Source organism: Endozoicomonas sp. G2_2 (genome assembly GCF_017744135.1).
Lineage (GTDB): Bacteria > Pseudomonadota > Gammaproteobacteria > Nevskiales > Salinisphaeraceae > Salinisphaera.
The window spans coordinates 203,288-226,767 of sequence record NZ_JAGHQU010000001.1; the positions used below are offsets into that span (position 1 = coordinate 203,288).

Below are 23,480 nucleotides of genomic sequence, written 5' to 3' on the forward strand. Positions count from 1 at the left end.
TTACGTCACATGGCCTTGCGGCCAGAGGGGTTCAGGCGAGCAGAGTCGCGATCGCGGCGCCCGGGTCGGACGCGCGCATGAACGACTCGCCGATCAGAAAGGCGCCGAAGTCGGCGTGTGCGAGTCTTTCGAGGTCGGCCGGGGTATGGATGCCGCTTTCGCTGACCAGCAGGCGATCGCCGGGAATGGCGTCGCGCAGCGTGAGGCTGGTGTCGAGCGTGGTATCGAACGTACGCAGGTCGCGGTTGTTGATGCCCAGGATCGTGCGCTCGGGCAGTTCGAGCGTGCGCACGAGCTCGTCGCTGTCGTGTACTTCGGCCAGCACGTCCATGCCGAGTTCGAAGGCGCGGGCCGCCAGGGTCTGCATGAGGTCGGTCGAGAGGGCGGCCGCGATCAACAGGATGCAGTCCGCCCCAAGCGCGCGCGCCTGGTCGACCTGAATCGGGTCGATCATGAAGTCCTTGCGCAGTACCGGCAGGCCGCATGCGCCGCGCGCGGCGGCGAGGAAGTCGTTGTCGCCCTGAAAGAAATCGCGGTCGGTGAGTACCGACAGGCAGGCCGCGCCGCCCGCGGCGTAGCGCTCGGCCAGCCAGGCCACGTCGAAGTCCTCGCGGATCAGGCCCTTGCTGGGCGAGGCTTTCTTGATCTCGGCGATTACCGCCCGCGGGGCTTTGGCACGCAAGGCGTCGGCGAAGCCACGCGGCGTGTCGGCGGCCGCGACCGCGCGCGCCAGTTCGGCGTCCGGGGTGGCAGCGCGAAAGGCTTCGATCTCCTCGCGCTTGCGGGCAAGGATGCGATCGAGAATCGTATCGGTCGTGCGTACGTTCATGGCTGGACGACGCCGCTCGCGCCGGTCATGGTCTGGGTGAGTTCGGCGAGTGCGGCCATGCGCTCGCCGGCCGCGCCGCTGAGCAGCACGTCGCGGGCCTTGTTCACGCCGGCGGTGATATCCACGGCATGGCCGGATACATATAGCGCCGCACCGGCGTTGAAGGCGACCATGTCGAGCGCCAGGCCCGGCTTGCCAGTCAGCACCTCGTGCACGATTTCCAGACTCTGCGCGGCGGAGTCGACACGCAGGCCGTCCAGCGAGCCGCGCTCGAGGCCGACATCCTCCGGCGCGATCTTGTAGGTCTCGATCTTGCCGTCCTTGAGTTCGGCGACCCGGCTGGGGGCGTTGATGGACAGTTCGTCGAGACCGTCCTCGCCATGCACGATCATCACGTGCCGGCTGCCCAGCCGGTGCAGAACCTCGGCCAGCGGCTCGCACAGATGACCGTTGAACACGCCCATCACCTGATTGCGCGCGCCGGCCGGGTTGGTGAGGGGACCGATGATATTGAAGATGGTGCGCACGCCCAGTTCCCGGCGCGGGCCCACCGCGTATTTCATCGCACCGTGGTGGGCCGGCGCGAACATGAAGCCCACGCCCAGGCGACGAATGCATTCGGCGACCTGGTCCGGTGAGGTATTGATCGCCACGCCCGCGGCCTCGAGCAGATCGGAGCTGCCTGACGAACTCGAGACCGAGCGGTTGCCGTGCTTGGCGACACGGCCGCCGGCCGCGGCAACCGCAAAGGCAGCCGCGGTGGAGACATTGAACAGCCCGGCCGCGTCGCCGCCGGTACCGCAGGTATCCACGAGCTGCTCGGCGAGGTCCGCATCCACCGGCACATCGGTGGCCAGTTCGCGCATTACGGCAGTGGCCGCGGCGATTTCGGGCACGGTTTCGCCCTTCATGCGCATGGCGATCAGAAAACCGCCGATCTGTGCTTCGGTGGCTTCGCCGGTCATGATCGCGCGCATGGCGTCGTGCATGCGGTCCGCGCTGAGGTCGCGGCCGGCGACGATGTGATTCATCAGTTCGCGATCGATCATGGTGAGACCTCCGAATGACTACTTCGCTCGATATCCTGAGCGCCGGCGGTGCTCCCTGAATGTCGACTAGGGCTCATGTATTCGCACATACACTGCGCTTGCTGCGCTCCGGCGGCGCTCAACCTCTCTTCGCTCGTGACGTCATTCAGCGGTCTCATGCCTCGTTCTCCTCGGCCGGGCGGCCCTCGCCGCAGCGCTTGAGAAAGGTGCGCAGCATCTCGTGGCCGTGTTCCGACAGGATCGACTCGGGGTGGAACTGCACCCCTTCGGCACCCGTGGGGGTGTGAATGAGGCCCATGATCTCGTCCATCTCGCCGTCGTCCGTTTCGGTCCAGGCGGTGATCTCGAAATCGTCCGGCAGGCCGTCGCGCGCAACGATGAGCGAATGGTAGCGGGTCGCGGTGAGCGGGTCGGCGAGATTCTCGAATACGCCGCGGCCAGTGTGTCGGATCGTCGATGTCTTGCCATGCATGACCTGGCGCGCGCGCGTGACCTGGCCGCCGTAGGCCTGGCCCAGCGCCTGATGGCCCAGGCACACGCCGAAGATCGGCAGGCGATGGGCCAGGCGCTGGATCAACTCGATCGACACGCCGGCCTCGTCCGGCGAGCAGGGCCCGGGCGACACGACAATGCCGGCGGGCGCGAGCTGTTCGATGTCCTCGACCGTGACCTGATCGTTGCGCACCACGTGCACCTCGGCCTCGAGCTCGCCGAGATATTGCACCAGGTTGTAGGTGAAGGAGTCGTAGTTGTCGAGCATGAGAATCATGCGTCACCCCCGTTGTTCGGCGTATCGGCCTTCGCGCGTGCGGTCAGGCCGCGCTCGGCGATCGCGGCTGCCTTCATGACCGCCTTGGCCTTGTTCATGGTCTCTTCCCATTCGGCCGTGGGCTGCGAGTCGGCCACGATGCCGCCGCCGGCCTGGACGTGTATCTCGCCGTCCTTGAGCACGGCGGTGCGGATGGCGATCGCCAGATCCATGCTGCCGTTGCCGGCCAGATAGCCCACGGCGCCGCCGTAGACGCCGCGTTTTACGGTCTCGATCTCGTCGATGATCTCCATTGCGCGGATCTTGGGCGCGCCGGAGAGCGTGCCGGCTGGGAAGGCCGCGCGCAGGGCATCCATCGGCGTCAGATCATCGCGCAGCCTGCCGGTGACGTTCGACACGATATGCATGACGTGCGAATAGCGCTCGATGGCCATGCGTTCGGTCAGCTTCACGCTGCCGGGTCGCGACACGCGGCCGACATCGTTGCGGCCGAGGTCGATGAGCATGAGGTGTTCGGCGATCTCTTTCGGATCGTCCAGCAGATCTTGCGCGAGCGCGATGTCTTCGGCTTCATTGGCGCCGCGCTTGCGCGTGCCGGCGATCGGTCGCACCGTGACCTCGCCGTCCATAGTCCGCACGAGAATCTCCGGTGACGCGCCCACGACGTGGTGATCACCGAAATTGAAGTAATACATATAGGGCGACGGGTTCAGGCTGCGCAGCGCGCGATACAGCGACATCGCCTCGGCATTGAAAGGCGCGGACAGGCGCTGGCTGGGCACCACCTGCATCACGTCGCCGGCCTGGGTGTAGTCGCGAATGCGCCGTACCGCGTCTTCGTAGCCGGCCTGGGTCAGCCCGGAGACGAAACGGTCGTCGTCGAGCGTCGCCCCCGTTTCGTCGCGGGCCGCGCCACGCGTGGTGCTGGCGGTCAACGGCCGCTCGAGTGCGTCGAGCAGTTCGTCGAGACGCTGTTCGACACGTGCCCGGTCGTCTTCATCGCCGTCGACATGGTGGGCCACGCAATAGAGCTTGCCCGAAAGGTTGTCGAAGATGACCAGTTCCTCGGCCACCAGCAGCAGGATGTCCGGCAGATCGAGCGGATCATCCTTGTTCGCGCCCTTGGCCAGGCGCGGCTCGATATAGCGGATGGTGTCGTAGCCGAAATAGCCCACCAGGCCGCCGGTCAGGCGCGGCAGCTCCGGCAGACGCGGCAACGGGCGCGCGTCGTTGAACGCCTGGATCCAGGCCAGCGGATCGTCGGTTTCGATTTCCTCGAGGATCTTGTCATCGCGCTCGTGGATGAGCGTGGTGCCGCGTACGCGAATACGTTCCGCGCAGGGCAGGCCGATGATCGAATAGCGGCCCCAGCGTTCGCCGCCCTGTACCGATTCCAGCAGGAAGGAATAGGGCGCGTCGGCCAGCTTGAGATAGGTCGACAGCGGGGTGTCGAGATCGGCGAGGGCTTCGACGACCAGCGGTACACGGGCCGCGTGGGGATCAACTTGATAGGTCATGGCAAAACTCGATCGGTCGGGCAGAAAACGCATGCCGCACGGTCACGCGCGGCCAACTTCAACGGGCGGGCTGTCAGCCGCGCCAGCCGGTCGTCTGCCATCGCCAGCACGTGTGGGGCACACGGGCGGCGGTATGCTGCGATCGATTCGGGTCCATGCCCTGGTCCGTTGCGATGTGATCCGTGGCAGTGCCGCCGTGGATGCGACGCAGTGCCGTTCCGCGGTTATAACGATCGTGGACGCGAATCACAAGAGCCACCGCTGCGATCAGTCGCCGAGTTCGGCACGCATGTCGGCGATCACCTGCGCATAGTCGGGCTGGCCGAAGATGGCCGAGCCGGCCACGAAGGTGTCCGCGCCGGCTGCTGCGACGCGGCCGATGTTGCTGGTCTTGATGCCGCCGTCGACCTCGAGGCGGATATCGCGTCCCGATGCATCGATGATCTCGCGGGCTTCGGCGATCTTGCCGATCGCTTCCTCGATGAAGCTCTGGCCGCCGAAACCGGGGTTCACCGACATGATCAGCACGATGTCGATCTTGTCGAGCACGTACTTGAGGTATTCCAGCGGCGTGGCCGGGTTGAATACCAGGCCCGTCTTGCAGCCGGCATCGATGGCCAGCTGCAGGCTGCGGTCGATGTGCTCGCTGGCTTCCGGGTGGAAGGTGATGGAATCCGCGCCGGCGTCGGCGAAGGCGCTGATCAGCGCGTCCACCGGCTTGACCATCAGATGCACGTCGATCGGCACGTTCGGGTGCTTGGCCTTCAGCCGCTTGGCCAGGGCTGCGCAGACCGGCGGGCCGAAGGTGAGGTTGGGCACGTAATGGTTGTCCATCACGTCGAAATGGATCCAGTCAGCGCCGGCGTCGATGACGGCTTCGCACTCGTCGCCCAGGGCGGCCAGATCGGCCGCGAGAATCGAGGGCGCAATGACAGGCGAGAACTTGGATACGGGCATGATGAAAACCGTGGATCAGCGGGCGGCGCTAGTTTACGCTCTGCGCATTACCCCTGTCAGTCCACCGGGCTGCGCCGCCGCGCCCCTCTGTGCCACGTGCCAAGAGAAACGGCGCCGCGGTGCATGAACGAATTGAAAGGTTTGCTGAATGGCATATCTCATTGCGTTGCACACGCTGGCCGCCGTGATCTGGGTCGGCGGGCTGTTCTTCATGGTCGGCATCCTCCGTCCGGCCGCTTCGGCGGTGCCGCTGGCGGAACGGCTGCCGCTGCTGTCGAGCGCGATGGGGCGTTTCTTTCTCTGGGTCTGGATCGCGATGATCGTGCTGCTGGTCACCGGCAACACGATGATTTTCCTGCTCGGCGGCATGGGCGCCGTGCCTATCTATATCCATCTCATGCAGGCGCTTGGCTGGGTGATGTTCCTGCTGTTCGGCCACATGTTCTTCGCGCCGTGGCGGCGCGTGCGCGTGGCGTTGAGTGCCGGCGCGCTTGCCGACGCCAGCCGGGCGATGAACCAGCTGCGCTTTTTTGCCACGGTGAATCTCGTGATCGGCCTGGTCGTGGTGGTGATCGCCAGCGGCGGTCGCTACGGCCTGATCTGACCGCGGTGCGGCCGTTGCACTGCTAGAATTTCAGCCGCCACGTTCACAGCTGCGCGCTCTAGCGCTCGTTCCATGCCCGATACGCTCTTCGAATCCGACCTGCACAGCATTCCGCTGCTCATGCGCGGCAAGGTGCGCGATGTCTACGCGGTGGGCGACGACCATCTGCTGATCGTGGCCACCGACCGGCTGTCGGCGTTCGACGTGATCCTGCCCGACCCGATTCCGGGCAAGGGCGTGGTGCTCACGGCGGTCTCGAATTTCTGGTTCGATCGCTTCGCGGGCGATATCGCCAATCATCGGGCCGACATGCCGCTGGCGGATATTCTCACCGCCGACGAGATCGAACAGGTGGGCACGCGCGCGATGCTGGTCAAGCGTCTCGAGGCGTTGCCGGTGGAGGCCGTGGCGCGCGGTTATATCATCGGCTCCGGCTGGAAGGACTATCAGGCGACCGGCGCGGTGTCGGGCATCGGATTGCCGGCCGGCCTGGCGCAGGCTGAACAGCTGCCGGACCCGATCTTCACGCCATCAACCAAGGCCGAAGCCGGTGAACACGACGAGGCCATTGACTTCGACGCCGTGATCGAGCTCGTCGGCCGTGAGCGCGCGCTGCAGATTCGCCACGCTACCCTGTCCATCTACAAGCGTGCGGCCGCTTATGCCCGCGAGTGCGGCATCATCATTGCCGACACCAAGTTCGAGTTCGGCGTCGACAAGGCCGGCGAACTGGTGCTCATCGACGAGGTGCTGACCCCGGATTCCTCGCGCTTCTGGCCGGTATCGGACTATGCGACCGGCATGAGCCCGCCCAGCTTCGACAAGCAGTACGTCCGCGACTATCTGGAAACGCTGGACTGGGACAAGACCGCGCCGGGACCGCGTCTGCCGCAGCAGGTGATCGACAACACGGCGGCCAAGTATCGCGAGGCCTGCGAGCGCCTGATGGCGCGCTAGGCGCGCCGTGTTATCTGGATAACCCGTTGTTCATAGGCGCGTTTTTGCGCAGAAACGCGCAAACGGCCTGATCTTTCGGCCCTCGGGCCGCCAATTTTTCTCTTCCTTGCACCGCCGCGACGCCCGTCGCGACGCGGTTTCCTGTGGTTCGCACGCCTGCGCGTAGCTGAAAAGGCATGTTTTCCCGGCGCCGTCGTTGCTAGTCTCCGCGGCGTCGTTCGTGCGGATTTGTGCGCGAAAAGCGAATCAAAAACAAATGGTTACAAATTCCCAAACAGTTCGGGAAAGCGTAGCCGAAAACCGCGACGACGGACGCAGAGGGTTACACGCGAGGGAGGAGATGCATGCCTCGATACGGGAATGAACGCGCGGGTTATGTCCGTGCGATGTCGATCGGTCTGGCCCTGGTGCTGATCGCAGGGTTCGCGCCGGCCCAAGCCGCCGAGGAGACCGCCAGAGACGATGTGCCGGACACCGGCGAGCCGATCGAGTCGCCGGGGTTCTACGATCGCTATATCAAGGACCGGCTCTATCTCAAGCCGGGCGTCAGCTATCTGGATTTCGGCCGGCTCGAAAGCACCGATCTGAAGCTTTCCGGAGTGAAATTTCCGGCGACGCTCGCGATCCAGAATGGCGGTATCGAGGGTGCCAAGGCCTCGATCAGCAACCAGTACATCGGCACCATCGCCCTGGGGTACAACATTCCCGGCACCGGCCGGCATCTGTCGTTTGAAACCATCATCGGCAAGCCGATCGATATCAACTTCGTCGCTCAGCCGGGCACGCTCCGGGATGAATCGCTGGCGCCAACGGCGCGGCTCGGCAATGTGGTGCCCGAGGGCATCATCGGCGGGGAGGCGTTGCAGGATCTGCTCAACGATTTGGGCGGCGCGGTCAACGACGCCACCGGCCTGCTCGATACCGGCATCCCGCCGCTCGGAAGCGAGTTGGGTTCGGTGAAGAGCCTGCCGATCATGATGACGTTGCTCTACCACCCGTTTCCGGATTCCTATTTCCGGCCCTATATCGGCGGCGGCGCGGTGTATCTCTACAACTACGACTCCGAAATCACCAACGACGTACTCACCCAGGTCAACGACCCCGGCTTCGACGTGTCATCCACGCCGGGCTATGTCCTGCAGGCCGGCATCGATATCGGTAATCCCGAACAGGGCTTCTTCGGCTTTGCCGACGTGCGCTATATCGGCGACGCCACGGTCAAGGGCGAGCTCAGCGACGTGAACGTGCGGGTACGCAACCCGGCGCTCGGCACCACGCTCGACGCGCTGGGTTACGGCGAGGACATCGCGGTCGGTGATGCCGATATCGAGCTCGATATCAACCCGATCATCTATACGGTGGGCGTGGGTTACCGGTTCTAGGCGAAGTGGGGCGCCGGCGGGATGCCGGCGCCCTCGGGTTGGTCGTGCTAGACGTCGTTGTCGACGATGTCTTCGGCCGCGATCAGCGGCAGTTCGACTGTGCCGTTCAGGGTCGCCGCCAGGATCAATACATCGCGCGAGAAGCTGATCGGGTACTGCGGATGAAAGCCGTAGATCAGAAAGCCCACTTCGTCGCCCGGTTCGAGCCGCTCTGCCACCGCGGTCATATCGAGCGTGTGCTGACCGTAACCGCGTACCGGCGTCAACTGGTCGTCTATCAACTGCCAGTCGTTGCTATCGACCGTACGTTTGCCCAGTCCGAAGAAGAAGATCGGATCGCAGCCGAGCGGCAATATCTCCACCGCACACGAATCGGGCGGTCCCAGTATATCCAGCAGATCCAGCGGATCGAGCGGCTCGCCGATAGTGATATCCAGCGTGGGGATGCCCGCAAGCACCGCGCTGCTGCCTTCCTGCGTGAACAACGGCTGACTTTGCAGCAGACGCTCGCGGGCCTCGCCGCCGAGCACCGCGCCGAGCGCGCCGGTAACCGCGCCGGAGAAGGCCGGCGTATCGACGGCCAGCTCGAATGCTTCGCCGCCACGCGGTACCGAATCCACGGCGACGGCGTCGTCTTCGTCCAGGCTCAGGCATACATCGTCACCCAAAGGTAGGGCGGCATCGATGGCACCGCCCTGGCCGCGGAGCTTCTCCTCGAACCAGGCGAAAGTGACGGACTCCAGATCGAGGCTGCCGCAGGTCAGTGAACCGCCAGGGCCCTGGAATTCGGGGATGTTAACCAGGGCGCCGGCCAACGCTTCCAGCTGATCGCCTTGGGGCACGCTGTCGATGCTCACCGGCAGGACGTGGCCGGTCTGGTGGGTGAGCAGGCGCACGTCGCCGCCCAATGCCTTGAGGCAGTCGTAGCTGTTAGCTGCTTCGTTGACGTTGAACAGCGTGTCCTTGAAACCCTGTGTCAGCAGCGCGTCGATCTTGTGCAGACCGCCCGGCGCGACCGAGCGCGGATCGGGTTGACCGATGGTGAAGCCGTCCTGCGGGGCCGCGGCCTCGGTTTCGCAGAAGTAACGCAGGCTGTGGTAGCGAAACAGGTTGGCGGCGGCATCCGGTAGATTGTTGGTGAGCGCGCCGCGCACCACGCTCTCGTAGATGAGCGGATCTTGGCGCAGGCCTTCGCCGCGCTCGACCTGTTCCTGGACGGCTTGCAGCACCACGCTGGGGTCACCGCCGGTAGCCAGGCCCAGCACCGGCACTTCGCCGCCGCCCACGAGCGCAAGAATCCAGCCGGTCTTGATCACGTCGTTCGGGTTCAGCGAATAGGTCAGATCAAACGGCGCGATGTCTGGCGCGATCACGCGCAGGCGCTCCTCGGGGTCGGCGCCGGCGAGCAGCCACTGAAACATGCCGCCGTAGGAGCCGCCGTAGGAGCCGACCTTCATCTTGCCGTTGGCGCGGCGGGCGAGGCCTTCCAGATTCTCGGCCCAGTCGAGCAGGGCGATCAGGCTTTGGCCTTCGAAGTCGGGCGACATCACGCGCACGGTGCCGGACGATTCGCCGAAGCCGCGCTGATCGATGGAGATCACATAGTAGCCGGCGTCGCGCAGGCGCTGCTGGAATGTGCTGGGGGCGGTGTCGCGGCTGCCGCCGTAGCCGTGCCCGTGCAGCACCAGCGGATAACTCTCGCCCGCGGTGAGTTCGGCCGGTTCCATAACCTGCACGACCAGCGTGTCGGTGCTGGCGTCGGCGTTGGTGACCGCGATTTCCTGGCGATACACCTCGCCCGCTCGCGTCTGCGCCACGGGCACGGTGGGCGGGGCGTTGTCGTCTTCCGGTTCGGGGTCGTCGGGCGTGCCATCGTCGTTGTCGTTCTGGCCGCCATTGCCGCTATTGCCGCCATCGGCCTCGGTGGCTTGCTGGCCGAGCGTGACGTTACTGCCGTCGCTGCAGCCGCTCAGTGCGACCACGAGACACAGACACCCGAGCACGAGCAGGTGCCGTGCGCCCGCATACAGATCGGATCCGATCATCTTGTCCCCCCGTGCCGCGGTCGGCGGCATCGCCATTGTTATGTTGATTCTTCAGCGTATGCCGCGGCTCGCGGCATTGCGAAAATGATTATTGGCAGAATCGGGGAGGTGGCGCAACACGCGCCGCCGGGGGGGGTCAGGAAGAGTCGGCCGCGGCGGCCTGGCGGGTGAGAGCACCGTCCAGGATGCCGATGATCTCGTTGCGATCGATGCGCTGGTCCTTGAGCGCGAGGTAGTAGGCATAGCCCATGGCGCGCGTGTCCTTGGGGCCGGCCCGTTTTTCCAGATCGGCGTCGTGCGCGATCATGAAGCGCAGCATTTTCGGGTCGTTGCGCTGGATGGCGTAGAACAGCCCGGTCAGCGGCTCGGTGTCGTCGCGTTCGTCGACCGCGTCGATGTCGAGACCGTGGGCGAGATAGAAGTCGGCACAACCGTAGGGGTCTTCGAGCCGTGCTTCGCGTTCGAAGATATGCACCAGCCCGCCGGCAGCCTGCAGGTCGGGCACATCGGCCTCGCGCGCGTCGACCTGCTCGAAATCGCGTTCGCAGAAACCCTTGGGTGCCGTCGCGGCCTGGGCGTTGGCCGCATCACCGGCGGCGGTCGCCCCATTCGACGAAGCCGGCGCGTTGGCGCCGGCTTCGGTGGTGGTCTCGGTGTCGGCCGGCTGCTCTATCGCAGCCGATGCGCGGTCGGCGTTGACCTGGCCGGGGTCGCGCGCAAGCCAGAAGATGATGCCGGCCATGACGACGGCGACGATGGCCGTAATGATGGCGATGGGTTTCCACATGGGCGGGTCTCCGGCGTGTGCGGGGCGAATCAGCCGTTCTTGTCGCGGCCGAAGAGCGCGTCGAGCTTGTCTTCGTATTCGTGATAGCCGAGGTGTTCGTAGAGTTCGCTGCGTGTCTGCATGCGATCCACGACGTTCTTCTGCGTGCCTTCGGCGCGGATCGCGGCATAGACGTCGAGCGCGGCATTGGCCATCGCGCGCGAGGCCGACAGCGGGTACAGCACCATGGATACGCCCTGGCTGGCGAGTTCATCGGTGGTGTAGAGATCGGTCGACCCGAACTCGGTGATATTGGCCAGAACCGGCGCGCCGAGATCGGTGAAGCGCTTGTACATTTCCAGGTCGGTCATGGCTTCGGCGAAGATGAAGTCCGCGCCCGCTTCGATGCACGCGGCCGCGCGGTCGACGGCGGCGTCCAGGCCTTCCACGGCCAGCGCATCGGTGCGCGCCATGATGAGCATGTCGTCCCGGGCGTCGGCCGCGGCGGTCACGCGTTCGACCATTTCCTCCTTGGAGATGATCTCCTTGCCCGGCCGGTGGCCACAGCGCTTGGCCGCGACCTGGTCCTCGATATGCACGCAGGCCGCGCCCGCACCCTCGAACAGCTTGACGGTGCGCGCGATATTGAAGGCGCTGCCCCAGCCGGTGTCGATGTCCACGAGCAGCGGCACATCGGTGGCATAGGTGATGCGGCGTACGTCTTCGAGCACGTCGTTCATGGTCGTCATGCCGAGATCCGGCAGGCCGTAGGACCAGTTGGCCACGCCGCCGCCGGACAGGTAGATCGCCTTGAAGCCGCTGTGCTCGGCGAGCATGGCGGAATAGGCGTTGATGGCACCGGCGATCTGGAGCGGTTTCTCGGTTTCGAGGGCGGAGAGAAAACGTTGGGCTGCGGTCATGGGCGATCCTGCGAAGACATCGAAAATCGTGGGCTTGAAGTCATGGCGCCCGGCCGCTGAGCGGCCGGGCGGTGACACCTTACCCGATCAGTTGAGGTATTTGACCGCGAAACGGATGAACCATTTCGTGAAGCCCTTGTAGGGCGGCAGAAACAGGAAACTCAGCGAGAAGCGTTCGCGCACGACGGCCCGCTCGTGCGAGAACGCCTTGAAGCCGTAATGGCCATGCGAATTGCCGATGCCGGAGTTGTTCACGCCACCGAAGGGCAGGTTGGCGTGCAGGAACTGCACCATGGAATGGTTCACGCAGGTGCCGCCGGCGGTGGTGTTGTCCAGCACCTTGTCGATGAAGTCGTTGTCGCGCGCGAACACGTACAGGGCCAGCGGCTTCGGCTTGGCGTTGATGTCGGCCAGTATGCGGTCGGTATCGGTGAAGGCGATGATCGGGAGGACCGGGCCGAAGATCTCTTCCTCGAGCACGCGCGAATTCGCGTCCACATCGGTGAGGATGGTGGGGGCGATGTAGTTGTCGTCGTTGGCCGGCGAGCCGCCCGTGGATACCCGCGCGCCGCGCTCGGTGGCGTCGTCGATCAGCGCCTTCACGCGGCCGTGATGCCGGTCGTTGACGATGCGGCAGTAGTCGGTATTCGACGCCATCGCCTGCTGGTCGCCGTACAGACGCTTGAGTGCCTTGCCCATGGCTTCGACGAAGGCGTCGGCCACATCGGCATGCACATAGAGATAGTCCGGCGCGATACAGGTCTGCCCGTTATTGGCGAACTTGCCCCAGACCAGGTTCTGCGCCGTCTTGGCGATATCCGCGGTCTTGTCCACGATCACCGGCGACTTGCCGCCGAGCTCGAGGGTGACCGAGGTCAGATGCTCGGCTGCCGCACGCATGACGATCTTGCCGACCGCCGGCGAGCCGGTGAAGAAGATATGGTCGAAGGGTAGGCCGAGCAAATGCTGCGAGGTCTCCACCGCGCCCTGCACGACGCTGACCTCGTTCTCGTCGAAGACGTCGTCCACGATCTCGGCCATCAGCTGCGCGCAGTGCGGCGTCATCTCGGAAGGCTTGAGGATCACGGTGTTGCCGGCGGCAATCGCCGAGATCAGCGGCCCGAAGCTGAGGTTGATCGGGTAATTCCAGGGCGAAATGATCAGGCATACGCCGCGCGGCTCGTAGCGCACTTCGGCCGAGGTGCCGAACATGAGCAGCGTCGGGCGCTTGCGCTCCGGCTTCATCCAGCCCTTGAGATGGCGGATCGCGTGGTTCGCCTCCATGACCACCGGCAGGATCTCGGTGATGTCGACTTCCGGTGCGGGCTTGGCGAAGTCGGCGTGACAGGCGGCGTAGATCTGGTCGGTGCGATCGAACATCGCCTGACGCAGGCGCTTGATCTTCTCGATGCGATCGGCCGCGGTCGAAACGCGCAGGGCCAGGGCGCGGCCGCGCTGGGCTTCGAACAGGCGCTCGGTTTGCGCGGTATCGGCCTCGGACTGGGCGGCGATATCGTGAACGGCGGTACTCATGGGGTTCCTCCTGCGGCCGGTTATTGTGGCTTTGCGCGATGCGCTCGATCGGCCGATCTGAGCTTAGTCTAGTTTCAACGGCATCAGGCGCTGGGCTGGCTTTCCAGCCGTCGTGCGGCGCGTGCTGCCAGTTCCGGTGCCCGTGCGTGCGCCTGAAAGAAGATATGCGCGAGTACGCGCACCAGCCGGCGGTGATCGCGCGCGCTGCGATGCCCCAGCGGCAGCACGATCGCCTCCATGAGCGCGATGAAGGCACGGGCCATGTCGTGGGTCGAGCCTTCGACGCCGAGCGCGCCGGTATCGCGCGCCTCGTCGAGTGCGATCTCGATCGCCTCGGCCGCGCTCGCTTCGAAATCGTCCTGTACCGCGGTGGCATGGGCCACGTCGGCGGTGCTGGGTCGAAGCCAGAAGCCGGCGATGCCTTCGGCCAGGCGCGGGTCGTCGACGAGCTGCTCCAGCCCCGAAAACATCGCGAAAACTCGCTCCACCGGGTCGCGCTCGCGCGCCAGCGCTTCGAAGACATGCGTCTCGAAGACATTGACCAGATGCCGCATGGCCTCTGCGTAGAGCGTCTCCTTGCTCTCGAAATGCCAGTAGAGGGCCGCCTTGGTCACACCGGACTCGGTGGCCACGCGCGTCATCGAGACCCCGTCATAGCCGAAGCGCCCGAACAGGCGAAAGGCCGCCTCATGGATGCGTTTGCGTGTTTCGCCGGGATTGACGTCCGCCGGTCGCGCCATCGATGCGTTGTAAACCGTGAATTTCTCGGGACGTTAGCACAGGGAGTTGACTGACCGGTCGGTTAATGGCTACGCTTACAGCGCACAATGTAAAAAACAGTATCCGACTGCGCAATGTTGCATTGCGACGTTCCGGAGCGAGGAGCATAAAGATGAGCACCATGACCCTGGCCGAAGCACGGGCCCACGACCGCAAGCGCTGGCTGTGGCCGATGGGCTTCGGCATCATCATCATCGTCGCCGTTGCCGCACTCACCGGCTGGTTTACCGGCATTACACCGTTGATCTATGCCGGGCCGCTCATGGTCTACGTGATCGTGCCGCTGCTCGATTTCTTCATCGGCAAGGACAGCAGCAACCCGCCCGAGCGGGTAATGGAGATTCTCGAGCACGACCCCTTCTATCGTTATTCCACCTATGTGTACGTGGTGGTGCAGATGGGCCTGTTCGTCGGTGCCTCCGCGATCGTCGGCACCCAGGAGATGACGTTCTGGCAATGGCTCGGTTTCGCGACCACGATCGGCATGCTGTCCGGCATTTCCATCAACACGGCACACGAGCTCGGGCACAAGCGCACCTGGCTGGAAAGCTGGCTCGCCAAGATCGCGCTCGCACCGGTTGCCTACGGTCACTTTTACGTCGAGCACAATCGCGGCCATCACGCCCGCGTGGCCACGCCGGAAGACCCGGCCAGTGCCCGCATGGGCGAATCCTTCTGGGCTTTTCTGCCGCGTACCGTCATGGGCAGCCTGCGTTCGGCCTGGGAAATCGAGAAGGCCACGCTGGCGCGCAAGGGCCGTGGCGTGTGGAGCGTGCATAACGAAGTGTTGCAGGCCTGGGGCATGACCGCCGTGCTCTGGGGCGGGCTCATGCTGGCGTTCGGCATCGAGCTGCTGCCGTTTCTGATTCTTCAGGCAGTGCTGGGCGCCTCCCTGCTGGAAGCGGTCAACTACGCCGAGCACTATGGTCTGCTGCGCAAGAAGCGCGAAGACGGCCGCTACGAGCGCTGTCAGCCGGAGCACTCCTGGAACAACGATCACATCGTGACCAACATCATGCTGTTCCATCTGCAGCGGCATTCGGATCATCACGCGCATCCGACGCGTCGCTACCAGTCGCTGCGTCATTTCGACGAAGCACCGGAACTGCCGACCGGCTATGCCGGCATGATCGTGCTCGCCTATTTCCCGCCGCTCTGGTATCGGGTCATGGACAAGCGCGTGGTCGCCCACTACGACGGCGATCTGCGCCAGGCCAATCTGCAGCCCGGCCAGCGCGCGCGGCTGCTGGCGAAATACCCGCCGCCTGCAACCCGCGGCGATGCCGTGGCGTAAGCCACTGGGCAACGGCTGCAGATCGCCGCGACAAGGCGGTTTTGTTAGCCTTGGGCTCCACCGACTGGGCGCTGTCACGACAGCGCCCGTTTTTCGAGTTACGCGCAACGAGTCAAGGGACGTTCAATGAAGAAGTGGCAATGCATCGTCTGCGGTTTCGAATACGATGAAGCCGAGGGCATGCCGGACGAGGGCATCGAGCCGGGTACCAAGTGGGAGGACATCCCCGACGACTGGACCTGCCCCGATTGCGGCGCCCCGAAAGACGACTTCGAAATGATGGAAGTCGACTAGCGCCCACCATCCCGCGGGTCGTGCAAACGGCCCGTTTTCGATTCAACCGCAGGATATTGCATGGATCCGATCATCATCGTCGGCACCGGGCTGGCCGGCTACGGCACCGCCCGCGAGTTTCGCAAGCACGACAAGGAAACGCCGCTGGTTCTGATCACGCGTGACGACGGCGCGAGCTACTACAAGCCCGATCTGTCCGAAGCGCATGCCAAGGACGCCGCGCCCGACGATCTGGTGAAGAAAAACGTCGACGCCATGGCCGAAGAGCTCGACGCGACGATCCATACCCACCGCCAGGTCGAATCCATCGATCCGCAGACGCGCACGCTCTCGCTCAATGGCGACAGCCTCCAGTATCACAAGCTGGTGCTGGCCTTCGGCGCCGATCCGATCATGCTCAAGCTTGCCGGCGACGCGACCCAGGCGGTGCACAAGGTCAACAACCTGGCCGACTATCGCAGCTTTCGCAGCCACCTCGGCGACGCCAAGCATGTCGCGATTCTCGGCGCCGGGCTGATCGGCTGCGAGTTCGCCAACGACCTCGTCGGCGCCGGCTACGAAGTATCGGTGCTGGACCCGGCCGGCTGGCCGCTGTCGCAGCTGCTGCCGGAGAAATGCGGCCAAGCCGTCGAGCGCGAACTCGACCGGGCCGGGGTGCACTGGCATCTGGGCCACGCGGCCGTTGCCGTGCACCACGACAACGACAGGCTTCAGGTCGTGCGCGACGACGACGACAGCGTCTACGCCGACGCCGTACTGTCGGCCGTGGGGCTGCGTGCCGGCGTCGAGCTGGCGCAGGCGGCCGGCCTGAAGACCGACAAGGGCATTGTGGTGGACCGCACGCTGGTCACCAGCGACCCGCATATCTATGCGCTCGGCGACTGTGCCGAGGTCGACGGCCACTGGCGGCCCTATGTCGGCCCGCTCATGCAGTGCGCGCGCACGCTCGGCAAGACGCTCGCGGGCGGCGAGGGCGATACCGCGGGCGCGGTGAAATACCCCACGCTGCCGATCATCGTGAAAACCCACGTGTGCCCTGTGATCGTCTACCCGCCGGTCGACAAGCACGGCGAATGGCAGGTCGAGGGCGACGGTTCGAATCTCGAAGCACGCTTCGTGAACGAAGACGGCGACCTGCTCGGCTTCGCGCTCACCGGCGAAGCCACCAACAAGCGCCGTGACTACCTCAAGGACGCGCCGCCGCTGATGGGCTAGTGTCTCGTGCGTTAACCGATATGCCGCCCACGCTGTTTCGGCTCGGTTCGCTAGGTCCCACTAGTTGAGGCAACCTTAGAGTGGTTTGATCATGTGAGGAACCAGGACTGTGTCTCAATTCGCGGCGCCGAGACTTGTATTTGAGGATGGGGCATCTGAGCGGCTGCAGCGCGTGCCCTTGGCTGCGACAGACGGCGCAGGTGGCTTTTCGGAACTTTGGCTGCAACAGCTTTTGTTCAGCGACCCTTCGATTCTGCCGATTGAAGAAATCGACGTCTCTTTCGCCGAGCTCGTTCCGATCTGCATGGAGTTAGGGACGCGCGTCGGGCCAATCGACGCGCTGTTTGTGACCCCTGCCGGCAAGCTCGTTGTGCTTGAGACCAAGCTTTGGCGCAATCCCCAAGCGCGTCGAGAAGTCGTTGGCCAGGTTCTGGATTACGCGAAGGAGCTGCGACGGTGGGGATATGCGGATCTCCAGCGCGAGGTTTCGCGTCGTACGAGCCAGGCGGGTAACGCGCTATTTGATATTGCTAGAGCGCGTGTGCCGGAACTCGACGAGGCGACGTTCGTAGATAACGTCTCGAAAAGCCTGCGACATGGGGACTTCCTGTTATTGATATGCGGCGACGGCATACGCGAAGAAGTGGAATCGATTGCTGAATATCTGGATCCGCATGGAACACTTCATTTCACTTTGGCCCTTATAGAGACGGCGGTTTACCAAGCCTCCGCTGGACATCGCTATGTGCAACCGCGTGTTCTGGCGAAAACTGAGATCATTCGCAGGACTGTAGTGACGCTCAAGTCCGACCATCTCACCGCGACCGAGGATCCGACCGACGAAGCGGAACAGGACGACAAGCAGCCGCGTAATGCGGAAGAAAGCTGGTACCTGAATTTCTGGCAAGACTTCATCGACCGAGTGGTATTCGACGACGTAACCCAGTCGAAACCGAACGCAACCCGCTTTACGCACGTTTTCATCCCGATGCCTAAAGGATCGACCGGCTGGATCACAGTTTATTTTTCATTGAGCGGCGGTGAGATTGGGCTGTTTTTGACTTTTACGCGCGGGCCTCTCGCCGATCGGATCTACGAAGAGCTCCACGCTCATAGGGAAGACATTGAGGAAGAGTTGGGGTTTGAGCTCGAATGGCAATCAAGCGCGGATAGCAAGTATCGAATTGCCCGCCGTCGCGAATACAGCGTGATGACTGACGACCAAGAGCGATCTGTGGCTATGCATTGGTTCCTCGCGCACGCCAACCCGCTTGTGAATGCGTTTCGCCATCGCATCAAGGAGATTGTCGAGGAGCGCTAGCGATCAGTTAAGCCGTGTTCCTCGTGGAAGAAGCCGTTAAGGAGTTTGATGCCAGTGGGGCGTCGTCCATGCGCTGTGCAAACGCCGCCAGCCGTTTGCCGGCCAGTCGCGCGCCCTTGATGTTGCCGGCCATCGGGCCGAGTTGCAGGCTGGCCGGGCGGCCGAGCAGGTGCAGGCCGGGCGCGGCTTCCAGCGCCTCGTTCATGAAAACATGGCCGTCCTCGTCGCAGCGCAGATCGAGATCGCGGATGCCGCGGTCGAGCAGGCTGCCGGGCGCCGGGCGGTGTTCGAACCCGGTTGCAAGCACGATACGGTCCGCGGCCAGATGCCGGCCGTCGACAAAACGCAGCCCGTGCGCGTCGCGCGCTTCGATATGGTCGCGACGCCATGTGATGTCGCCAGCCGCGAGGGCGGCGGTAACGCGTGCGAACACGTCCGGCGGCAGCGTGCCGGGTTGCCGGGCGTGCGCCAGCAGGGTCGTGCGCCGGGCCATGGCGGCGCGCTGGAACGGTACGAGACAGCGCGGGCCGGCATAACAGGGGTCGCTATCGAAATCGGCCCGTCGTGGTCGTTCGCGCGTGACCCAGCAGACGGCCTGGCCCGCCGCCTGCAACCGCAGCGCGAGCTGGGCGCCGGTGATCCCGCCGCCGACCACGGCGGTACGTGTGCCGGCCGGCATCGTGGCATCGAAATCTTCGTCGTAGACATGGGCGCAATCGCGCGTGGCCCAGGCTGGGCGATAGGGCGCGTTCGGGCCGAGTGCGAGCACCACGCGGGCGGCGTCGAAAAAGCGGCCGTCGGCGGTGTGTACGCGCCAGCCTCGGGCCAGGCGCTGCAGGTTGTCGGCACGGCCGGCGATGCGATCGGACGCGTCCAGTGCCTGCGCGGCATGGGCTTCGAACAGATCACGCGAGGGGCGGCGGTAATAGCCGAGCTCGTGGCCCGCGTCGAAATCGTGATCGGCGGCGAAGTGCCGCAAGGCATCGGCACGAATGCCGAGATGGTGCGCGTTGGAGGAACGCAGGTATTGCATGCCGCAGGCGCGCGCCCGGCGTTGCCAGGCCGCCAGCGGGGCCTGGTCGCCGAGCACGGCGAGCGTGGCCTGCGGCGCGGCGCAACGAATGGCCCGGGCGGCAAAAAGCCCGTGCAGCCCGCCGCCGACAATCAGCCAGTCGAGCATCAAGGAACCCGCGTAGCGCTTAGCCCAGCGCGCGCAGCTGGCGGGCCGCGAGCAGCCAGCGCAGGGTGCCGGTGCCGCCCTCCGGCGGGCCGGGGAATTCGAGCAGTGCCGCGCCGGCTTTCTTAAAGGCCATGAGGCGGTCGCGTCGACGCGTCAGGCTCCAGGACACCCAGGTCGCCAGATCTGGCTCATGGCCGACGAGCAGCAGCCGCCGATCGCCAAAATGCGAGTGCAGGAAAGCGTCTAGCGTTTCCATGTCGACCGGCGGCGCCAGCGCGTCGGATTCCTCGATGGTCGGGTCGTCGAGATAGCCGGCCAGGATTTCGGCGGTCTGCGTGGCGCGCAGCAGCGGGCTGGTGACGATATCGTCGATGGCCATATCGGCGAGCGTGGCACGCAGCCCGGCGGCCGCCGCGCGGGTGCGCCGCATGCCCTCGCGGGTGAGCGGTCGCTCGCCGTCGGACAGCCCGATACTGCGCGCCTTGTCGCCGTCGAGCGCGATGCCGTGGCGGATTACGATGATTTCCATGGCCTTATTGTCGCCCGGGAAGATGACGTTCGCCATACGCATGTGCCGGTGCGGCGCTATCGAAAATGCGGCGAGCCATGAAAAAAATAATCGTCATTCGAGGCGCCGGGCGATGCGATCGTAAGACCATGTTTTAAAAGGCCGTATTCAGAAAGTGCCGGAATGATTCGAGGTTTGCGCCGCGCAGACGCGTCGTCGGCCCTTGGGCCGCGGCCGGTGAAGTGTGCTGTTGGCTGGCGATGGGGTGATCACCGCGCCGAAGCCTTGTGCCATGCGGATTCGCGGATTTTCTACCCCAGTTTATCCACAGCGTTGTACACCTCTTGTTCACCGCCCGACCACAACATATAGTCATGACAGGGCATAAAAACGGTGCTTGACCACAGCATCTAGTGGGGTAGAGTTCGATGTCAACGGCGTTGTCCCCAGGGCGGCGCCGTCGCGAGTCCAGGTTTTCAATCGGTGCGTCTTTCTCCCGACGGGCCGCTTACGCGAGGCATTGCCATGGAGCAGACACAGGTTTCCGAGCGCGCGCAGACGCGCAGCCAGCAGCCGTCCGCAGACGCCTACGGCGCCAGCATCGAAGCCACCGCGCCCGGTGGCCACAAGGTCATCCGTCGTAACGGCAAGGTGACGCCGTTCGATGCGTCCAAGATCGAGCTCGCCGTCACCAAGGCGTTCATCGACGTCGAGGGCCAGCAGGGCGCGGCCTCCAGCCGTATCCGCGAGACCGTCAAGGACATCACCCAGCAGGTGGTCCAGGGCGTGACCCGCAGTCTGCCCGGCGGCGGCGCGGTGCATATCGAGGACATCCAGGACTACGTCGAGCTCGCGCTCATGCGCTCCGGCGAGCACAAGGTCGCCCGCTCGTACGTGCTCTATCGCGAAGAGCGCGCCCACGAGCGTGCCGCCAAGCAGGCGGAGAAGGGAGCGACCGGCGCCGCCGCGGCCGAAACCGCGGATATCAACGTCGCCTTCAAGGACGGCACCACCCGCGCGCTGGATCGCGATCGTCTCGGCCGCGTGATCGACGAAGCCTGTGCCGGTATTGACGGCGTGTCCGCCGAGCAGGTCCTCAAGGACACGCTCAAGAACGCCTTCGACGGCATTTCCGAAGACGAGCTGTCGACCGCCCTCGTACTGTCCGCACGCCAGCGCCTGGAAGCCGAGCCCAACTACGGCATGGTCGCCGCGCGCCTGCTGATGGACAAGATCCGTCACGAAGGCCTGACCTTCCTCGCCGAAGGCGCGGTGGAATACGCCACCCACGCCGAGATGCGCGAACGCTATCCGCAGTACTTCAAGGACTTCATCGCCACCGGCGTTCAGCACGAGCTGCTGGATTCCGAACTGCTCGAGTACGACCTCGACAAGCTTGGCCAGGCCCTGATCGCCGATCGCGACCTGCAGTTCACCTATCTCGGCCTGCAGACGCTCTACGACCGCTACTTCATCCACTATGAGTCCAAGCGCTTCGAGCTGCCGCAGGCGTTCTACATGCGCGTGGCGATGGGCCTGGCGATCAACGAGATCGAGCGCGAGGAACGCGCGATCGAGTTCTACAAGCTGCTGAGCTCCTTCGACTTCATGAGCAGCACGCCGACGCTGTTCAATTCCGGCACGCTGCGCCCGCAGCTGTCGAGCTGCTATCTCACCAGCGTGTCCGACGACCTGCACGGCATCTACGGCGCGGTTCAGGACAACGCCATGCTGTCCAAGTTTGCCGGCGGTCTCGGCAACGACTGGACGCCGGTGCGTGCCATGGGCGCGCATATCAAGGGCACCAACGGCAAGTCGCAGGGCGTCGTCCCGTTCCTGAAGGTGGTCAACGACACGGCCGTGGCCGTGAACCAGGGCGGCAAGCGCAAGGGCGCGGTCTGTGCCTATCTGGAAACCTGGCACAAGGACATCGAGGAATTCCTCGACCTGCGCAAGAACACCGGCGACGACCGTCGTCGCTGCCACGACATGAACACCGCGAACTGGATCCCGGATCTGTTCGTCAAGCGCGTGCTCAATGACGAGCAGTGGACGCTGTTCTCGCCCAACGACGTGCCGGACCTGCACGACCTCACCGGCGCCGCCTTCGAGGAAGCCTATAAAGGCTACGAAGAAAAGGCCGCCCGCGGCGAGATCAAGAACTACAAGACACTCTCCGCCGTGAATCTGTGGCGCAAGATGCTGAGCCTGCTGTTCGAAACGGGCCACCCCTGGTTCACCTTCAAGGACCCGTGCAACCTGCGCAGCCCGCAGCAGCATCGCGGTGTCGTGCATTCATCGAATCTGTGCACCGAGATCACGCTCAACACCTCGCCGGGCAAGGAAATCGCGGTCTGCAACCTGGGTTCGGTGAACCTGCCGCAGCACATTGAAGACGGTGAACTGAACGTGGCCAAGCTGGAGTCCACGATCAACACCGCCATGCGCATGCTCGACAACGTCATCGAGTACAACTACTACAGCGTCAAGACCGCGCGGGACTCCAACCTGCGTCACCGCCCGGTCGGCCTGGGCCTGATGGGCTTCCAGGACGCGCTCTACAAGCTCAAGCTGCCGTACGAATCCAGCGAGGCCGTCGAGTTCGCCGATCGCTCCATGGAGCAGATCAGCTATTTCGCCATCAAGGCCTCCACCAACCTGTCGGAAGAGCGCGGCGCCTACAGCTCCTTCAAGGGCAGCCTGTGGGATCAGGGCATCCTGCCGATCGACTCGATCAAGATCCTGCGCGAGAACCGCGGCGCCGACTATCTCGATCAGGACGAGACGCAGACGCTGGACTGGGAAGCCCTGCGTACGCGCATCGGCCAGGTCGGCATGCGCAACTCCAACTGCATGGCCATCGCGCCCACCGCGACCATTGCCAACATCACCGGCGTGAGCCAGTCGATCGAGCCGACGTATCAGAACCTGTACGTCAAATCGAACCTGTCCGGCGAGTTCACGGTGGCCAACCCGTACCTGGTCGAAGACCTCAAGCAGCTCGACCTCTGGGACGAGGTCATGGCCAACGACCTCAAGTATTACGACGGCTCCGTGCAGGCCATCGACCGCATTCCGGACAACCTCAAGGTGCTCTACAAATGCGCCTTCGAGATCGATCCGCGCTGGCTGGTGGAAGCCGGTTCGCGTCGCCAGAAGTGGCTGGATCAGGCCCAGAGTCTGAACCTCTACATGGCCGAGCCGTCGGGTCGCAAGCTGGACGAACTCTACAAGTTCGCCTGGACCAAGGGCCTGAAGACGACCTACTACCTGCGCACCATGGGCGCGACCCACGTGGAGAAATCCACGGTCACCGACCACCGCCTGAACGCGGTTGGCAACGGCGGCCAGGGCAGCGGCGGCGGTGCCGGTGCGGGCGGCTCGGTAACGGGTGCGGCGAGCGGCGGCAGCCGTCCGGCCCCGGCCGGCGCCTCGGCCAGCAACGGCGCAACGAACGGTGCGGCCGCCAAGCCGACGCCGGCGCCGGAAGCCCAGCCGACCGCGCCGATGGCCTGCGCCATCGACGACCCGGACTGCGAAGCCTGTCAATAAGGCCATAG

20 protein-coding genes are annotated in these 23,480 nt (G+C 64.6%); 8 read left to right on the top strand and 12 right to left on the bottom strand.

All coding sequences use genetic code 11. The features are described from left to right. Window positions 1–31: 31 nt before the first annotated feature. The 5 genes from trpC to rpe all read right to left on the bottom strand — a co-directional run bounded on the left by trpC (window position 32) and on the right by rpe (window position 5,121). Window positions 32–829, bottom strand: coding sequence for an indole-3-glycerol phosphate synthase TrpC (trpC, locus tag J7355_RS00870; RefSeq protein WP_209058997.1), 798 nt, complete (start codon window positions 827–829; stop codon window positions 32–34). Next, window positions 826–1,878, bottom strand: coding sequence for an anthranilate phosphoribosyltransferase (gene trpD / locus J7355_RS00875; protein WP_209059000.1), 1,053 nt, complete (start codon window positions 1,876–1,878; stop codon window positions 826–828). Before trpD ends, trpC begins: the two co-directional genes overlap by 4 nt. Before the next feature lie 154 nt (window positions 1,879–2,032). Then, window positions 2,033–2,647, bottom strand: coding sequence for an aminodeoxychorismate/anthranilate synthase component II (locus J7355_RS00880; RefSeq protein WP_209059002.1), 615 nt, complete (start codon window positions 2,645–2,647; stop codon window positions 2,033–2,035). Then, on the bottom strand, window positions 2,644–4,164 hold the full coding sequence (trpE, locus tag J7355_RS00885; RefSeq protein WP_209059004.1) for an anthranilate synthase component I: 1,521 nt from the start codon (window positions 4,162–4,164) through the stop codon (window positions 2,644–2,646). The genes J7355_RS00880 and trpE overlap by 4 nt, the downstream gene beginning before the upstream one ends. Window positions 4,165–4,431: 267 nt before the next feature. Further along, on the bottom strand, window positions 4,432–5,121 hold the full coding sequence (gene rpe / locus J7355_RS00890; RefSeq protein ID WP_209059007.1) for a ribulose-phosphate 3-epimerase: 690 nt from the start codon (window positions 5,119–5,121) through the stop codon (window positions 4,432–4,434). Between the two features lie 148 nt (window positions 5,122–5,269). Between rpe and J7355_RS00895 the strand changes: the two genes are divergently transcribed. From J7355_RS00895 to J7355_RS00905, 3 genes are all read left to right on the top strand, one after another. Continuing rightward, window positions 5,270–5,725, top strand: coding sequence for a CopD family protein (locus J7355_RS00895; RefSeq protein WP_209059009.1), 456 nt, complete (start codon window positions 5,270–5,272; stop codon window positions 5,723–5,725). A gap of 72 nt (window positions 5,726–5,797) precedes the next feature. After that, window positions 5,798–6,682, top strand: coding sequence for a phosphoribosylaminoimidazolesuccinocarboxamide synthase (locus tag J7355_RS00900; protein WP_209059011.1), 885 nt, complete (start codon window positions 5,798–5,800; stop codon window positions 6,680–6,682). A gap of 344 nt (window positions 6,683–7,026) precedes the next feature. Then, window positions 7,027–8,064 (top strand): OmpW family protein, encoded by a 1,038-nt coding sequence (locus tag J7355_RS00905; RefSeq protein WP_209059014.1) that lies wholly within the window; start codon window positions 7,027–7,029, stop codon window positions 8,062–8,064. Between the two features lie 47 nt (window positions 8,065–8,111). Here the strand turns inward: J7355_RS00905 and J7355_RS00910 are convergent, their stop codons facing one another. From J7355_RS00910 to J7355_RS00930, 5 genes are all read right to left on the bottom strand, one after another. Beyond that, window positions 8,112–10,109, bottom strand: a complete 1,998-nt coding sequence (locus J7355_RS00910) for an alpha/beta fold hydrolase (RefSeq protein ID WP_209059016.1) — start codon at window positions 10,107–10,109, stop codon at window positions 8,112–8,114. 136 nt (window positions 10,110–10,245) lie between these two features. Continuing rightward, a complete protein-coding gene (locus tag J7355_RS00915) occupies window positions 10,246–10,896 on the bottom strand; it encodes an ankyrin repeat domain-containing protein (protein WP_209059017.1) in 651 nt (216 codons plus the stop codon). A 29-nt stretch (window positions 10,897–10,925) separates the two neighbouring features. Continuing rightward, on the bottom strand, window positions 10,926–11,795 hold the full coding sequence (gene prpB / locus J7355_RS00920; RefSeq protein WP_209059018.1) for a methylisocitrate lyase: 870 nt from the start codon (window positions 11,793–11,795) through the stop codon (window positions 10,926–10,928). Between the two features lie 87 nt (window positions 11,796–11,882). Then, complete coding sequence (locus J7355_RS00925) at window positions 11,883–13,328, bottom strand: aldehyde dehydrogenase family protein (RefSeq protein WP_209059019.1); 1,446 nt, start codon at window positions 13,326–13,328, stop codon at window positions 11,883–11,885. 83 nt (window positions 13,329–13,411) lie between these two features. After that, the gene (locus J7355_RS00930; RefSeq protein ID WP_209059020.1) at window positions 13,412–14,068 is read right to left on the bottom strand and encodes a TetR family transcriptional regulator; all 657 of its coding nucleotides are present in this window, start codon (window positions 14,066–14,068) and stop codon (window positions 13,412–13,414) included. Between the two features lie 152 nt (window positions 14,069–14,220). On the opposite strand from J7355_RS00930, the gene J7355_RS00935 reads away from it, so the two are divergent. The 4 genes from J7355_RS00935 (at window position 14,221) to J7355_RS00950 (ending at window position 18,232) form a co-directional block, all read left to right on the top strand. Next, window positions 14,221–15,402 carry an alkane 1-monooxygenase gene (locus tag J7355_RS00935; protein ID WP_247739670.1) on the top strand — a complete coding sequence of 394 codons (1,182 nt, stop codon included), beginning with the start codon at window positions 14,221–14,223 and terminating at the stop codon, window positions 15,400–15,402. Between the two features lie 126 nt (window positions 15,403–15,528). After that, window positions 15,529–15,696 carry a rubredoxin gene (locus J7355_RS00940; RefSeq protein ID WP_037335711.1) on the top strand — a complete coding sequence of 56 codons (168 nt, stop codon included), beginning with the start codon at window positions 15,529–15,531 and terminating at the stop codon, window positions 15,694–15,696. A gap of 60 nt (window positions 15,697–15,756) precedes the next feature. Then, window positions 15,757–16,911 (top strand): FAD-dependent oxidoreductase, encoded by a 1,155-nt coding sequence (locus J7355_RS00945; RefSeq protein ID WP_209059021.1) that lies wholly within the window; start codon window positions 15,757–15,759, stop codon window positions 16,909–16,911. A 178-nt stretch (window positions 16,912–17,089) separates the two neighbouring features. Next, window positions 17,090–18,232: a DUF4268 domain-containing protein gene (locus J7355_RS00950; protein ID WP_209059023.1), complete on the top strand. Its 1,143-nt coding sequence runs from the start codon at window positions 17,090–17,092 to the stop codon at window positions 18,230–18,232. Between the two features lie 7 nt (window positions 18,233–18,239). Here J7355_RS00950 and J7355_RS00955 read toward each other — a convergent pair whose 3' ends face one another. Together J7355_RS00955 and sixA are read right to left on the bottom strand one after the other, a co-directional pair. Beyond that, a complete protein-coding gene (locus J7355_RS00955) occupies window positions 18,240–19,412 on the bottom strand; it encodes an FAD/NAD(P)-binding protein (protein WP_209059025.1) in 1,173 nt (390 codons plus the stop codon). A gap of 19 nt (window positions 19,413–19,431) precedes the next feature. After that, a complete protein-coding gene (gene sixA, locus J7355_RS00960) occupies window positions 19,432–19,977 on the bottom strand; it encodes a phosphohistidine phosphatase SixA (RefSeq protein ID WP_209059027.1) in 546 nt (181 codons plus the stop codon). Window positions 19,978–20,445: 468 nt separating this feature from the next. Here sixA and J7355_RS00965 point away from each other — a divergent pair, with 468 nt between their 5' ends. Further along, complete coding sequence (locus tag J7355_RS00965; protein WP_209059030.1) at window positions 20,446–23,472, top strand: ribonucleoside-diphosphate reductase subunit alpha; 3,027 nt, start codon at window positions 20,446–20,448, stop codon at window positions 23,470–23,472. Window positions 23,473–23,480 lie beyond the last annotated feature (8 nt).

Bases quoted from the DNA above. Each gene is read 5' to 3' on its own strand.
- trpC (WP_209058997.1), bottom strand. From the start codon at position 829: ATGAACGTACGCACGACCGATACGATTCTCGATCGCATCCTTGCCCGC.
- trpD (WP_209059000.1), bottom strand. From the start codon at position 1,878: ATGATCGATCGCGAACTGATGAATCACATCGTCGCCGGCCGCGACCTC.
- J7355_RS00880 (WP_209059002.1), bottom strand. From the start codon at position 2,647: ATGATTCTCATGCTCGACAACTACGACTCCTTCACCTACAACCTGGTG.
- trpE (WP_209059004.1), bottom strand. From the start codon at position 4,164: ATGACCTATCAAGTTGATCCCCACGCGGCCCGTGTACCGCTGGTCGTC.
- rpe (WP_209059007.1), bottom strand. From the start codon at position 5,121: ATGCCCGTATCCAAGTTCTCGCCTGTCATTGCGCCCTCGATTCTCGCG.
- J7355_RS00895 (WP_209059009.1), top strand. From the start codon at position 5,270: ATGGCATATCTCATTGCGTTGCACACGCTGGCCGCCGTGATCTGGGTC.
- J7355_RS00900 (WP_209059011.1), top strand. From the start codon at position 5,798: ATGCCCGATACGCTCTTCGAATCCGACCTGCACAGCATTCCGCTGCTC.
- J7355_RS00905 (WP_209059014.1), top strand. From the start codon at position 7,027: ATGCCTCGATACGGGAATGAACGCGCGGGTTATGTCCGTGCGATGTCG.
- J7355_RS00910 (WP_209059016.1), bottom strand. From the start codon at position 10,109: ATGATCGGATCCGATCTGTATGCGGGCGCACGGCACCTGCTCGTGCTC.
- J7355_RS00915 (WP_209059017.1), bottom strand. From the start codon at position 10,896: ATGTGGAAACCCATCGCCATCATTACGGCCATCGTCGCCGTCGTCATG.
- prpB (WP_209059018.1), bottom strand. From the start codon at position 11,795: ATGACCGCAGCCCAACGTTTTCTCTCCGCCCTCGAAACCGAGAAACCG.
- J7355_RS00925 (WP_209059019.1), bottom strand. From the start codon at position 13,328: ATGAGTACCGCCGTTCACGATATCGCCGCCCAGTCCGAGGCCGATACC.
- J7355_RS00930 (WP_209059020.1), bottom strand. From the start codon at position 14,068: ATGGCGCGACCGGCGGACGTCAATCCCGGCGAAACACGCAAACGCATC.
- J7355_RS00935 (WP_247739670.1), top strand. From the start codon at position 14,221: ATGAGCACCATGACCCTGGCCGAAGCACGGGCCCACGACCGCAAGCGC.
- J7355_RS00940 (WP_037335711.1), top strand. From the start codon at position 15,529: ATGAAGAAGTGGCAATGCATCGTCTGCGGTTTCGAATACGATGAAGCC.
- J7355_RS00945 (WP_209059021.1), top strand. From the start codon at position 15,757: ATGGATCCGATCATCATCGTCGGCACCGGGCTGGCCGGCTACGGCACC.
- J7355_RS00955 (WP_209059025.1), bottom strand. From the start codon at position 19,412: ATGCTCGACTGGCTGATTGTCGGCGGCGGGCTGCACGGGCTTTTTGCC.
- sixA (WP_209059027.1), bottom strand. From the start codon at position 19,977: ATGGCGAACGTCATCTTCCCGGGCGACAATAAGGCCATGGAAATCATC.
- J7355_RS00965 (WP_209059030.1), top strand. From the start codon at position 20,446: ATGGAGCAGACACAGGTTTCCGAGCGCGCGCAGACGCGCAGCCAGCAG.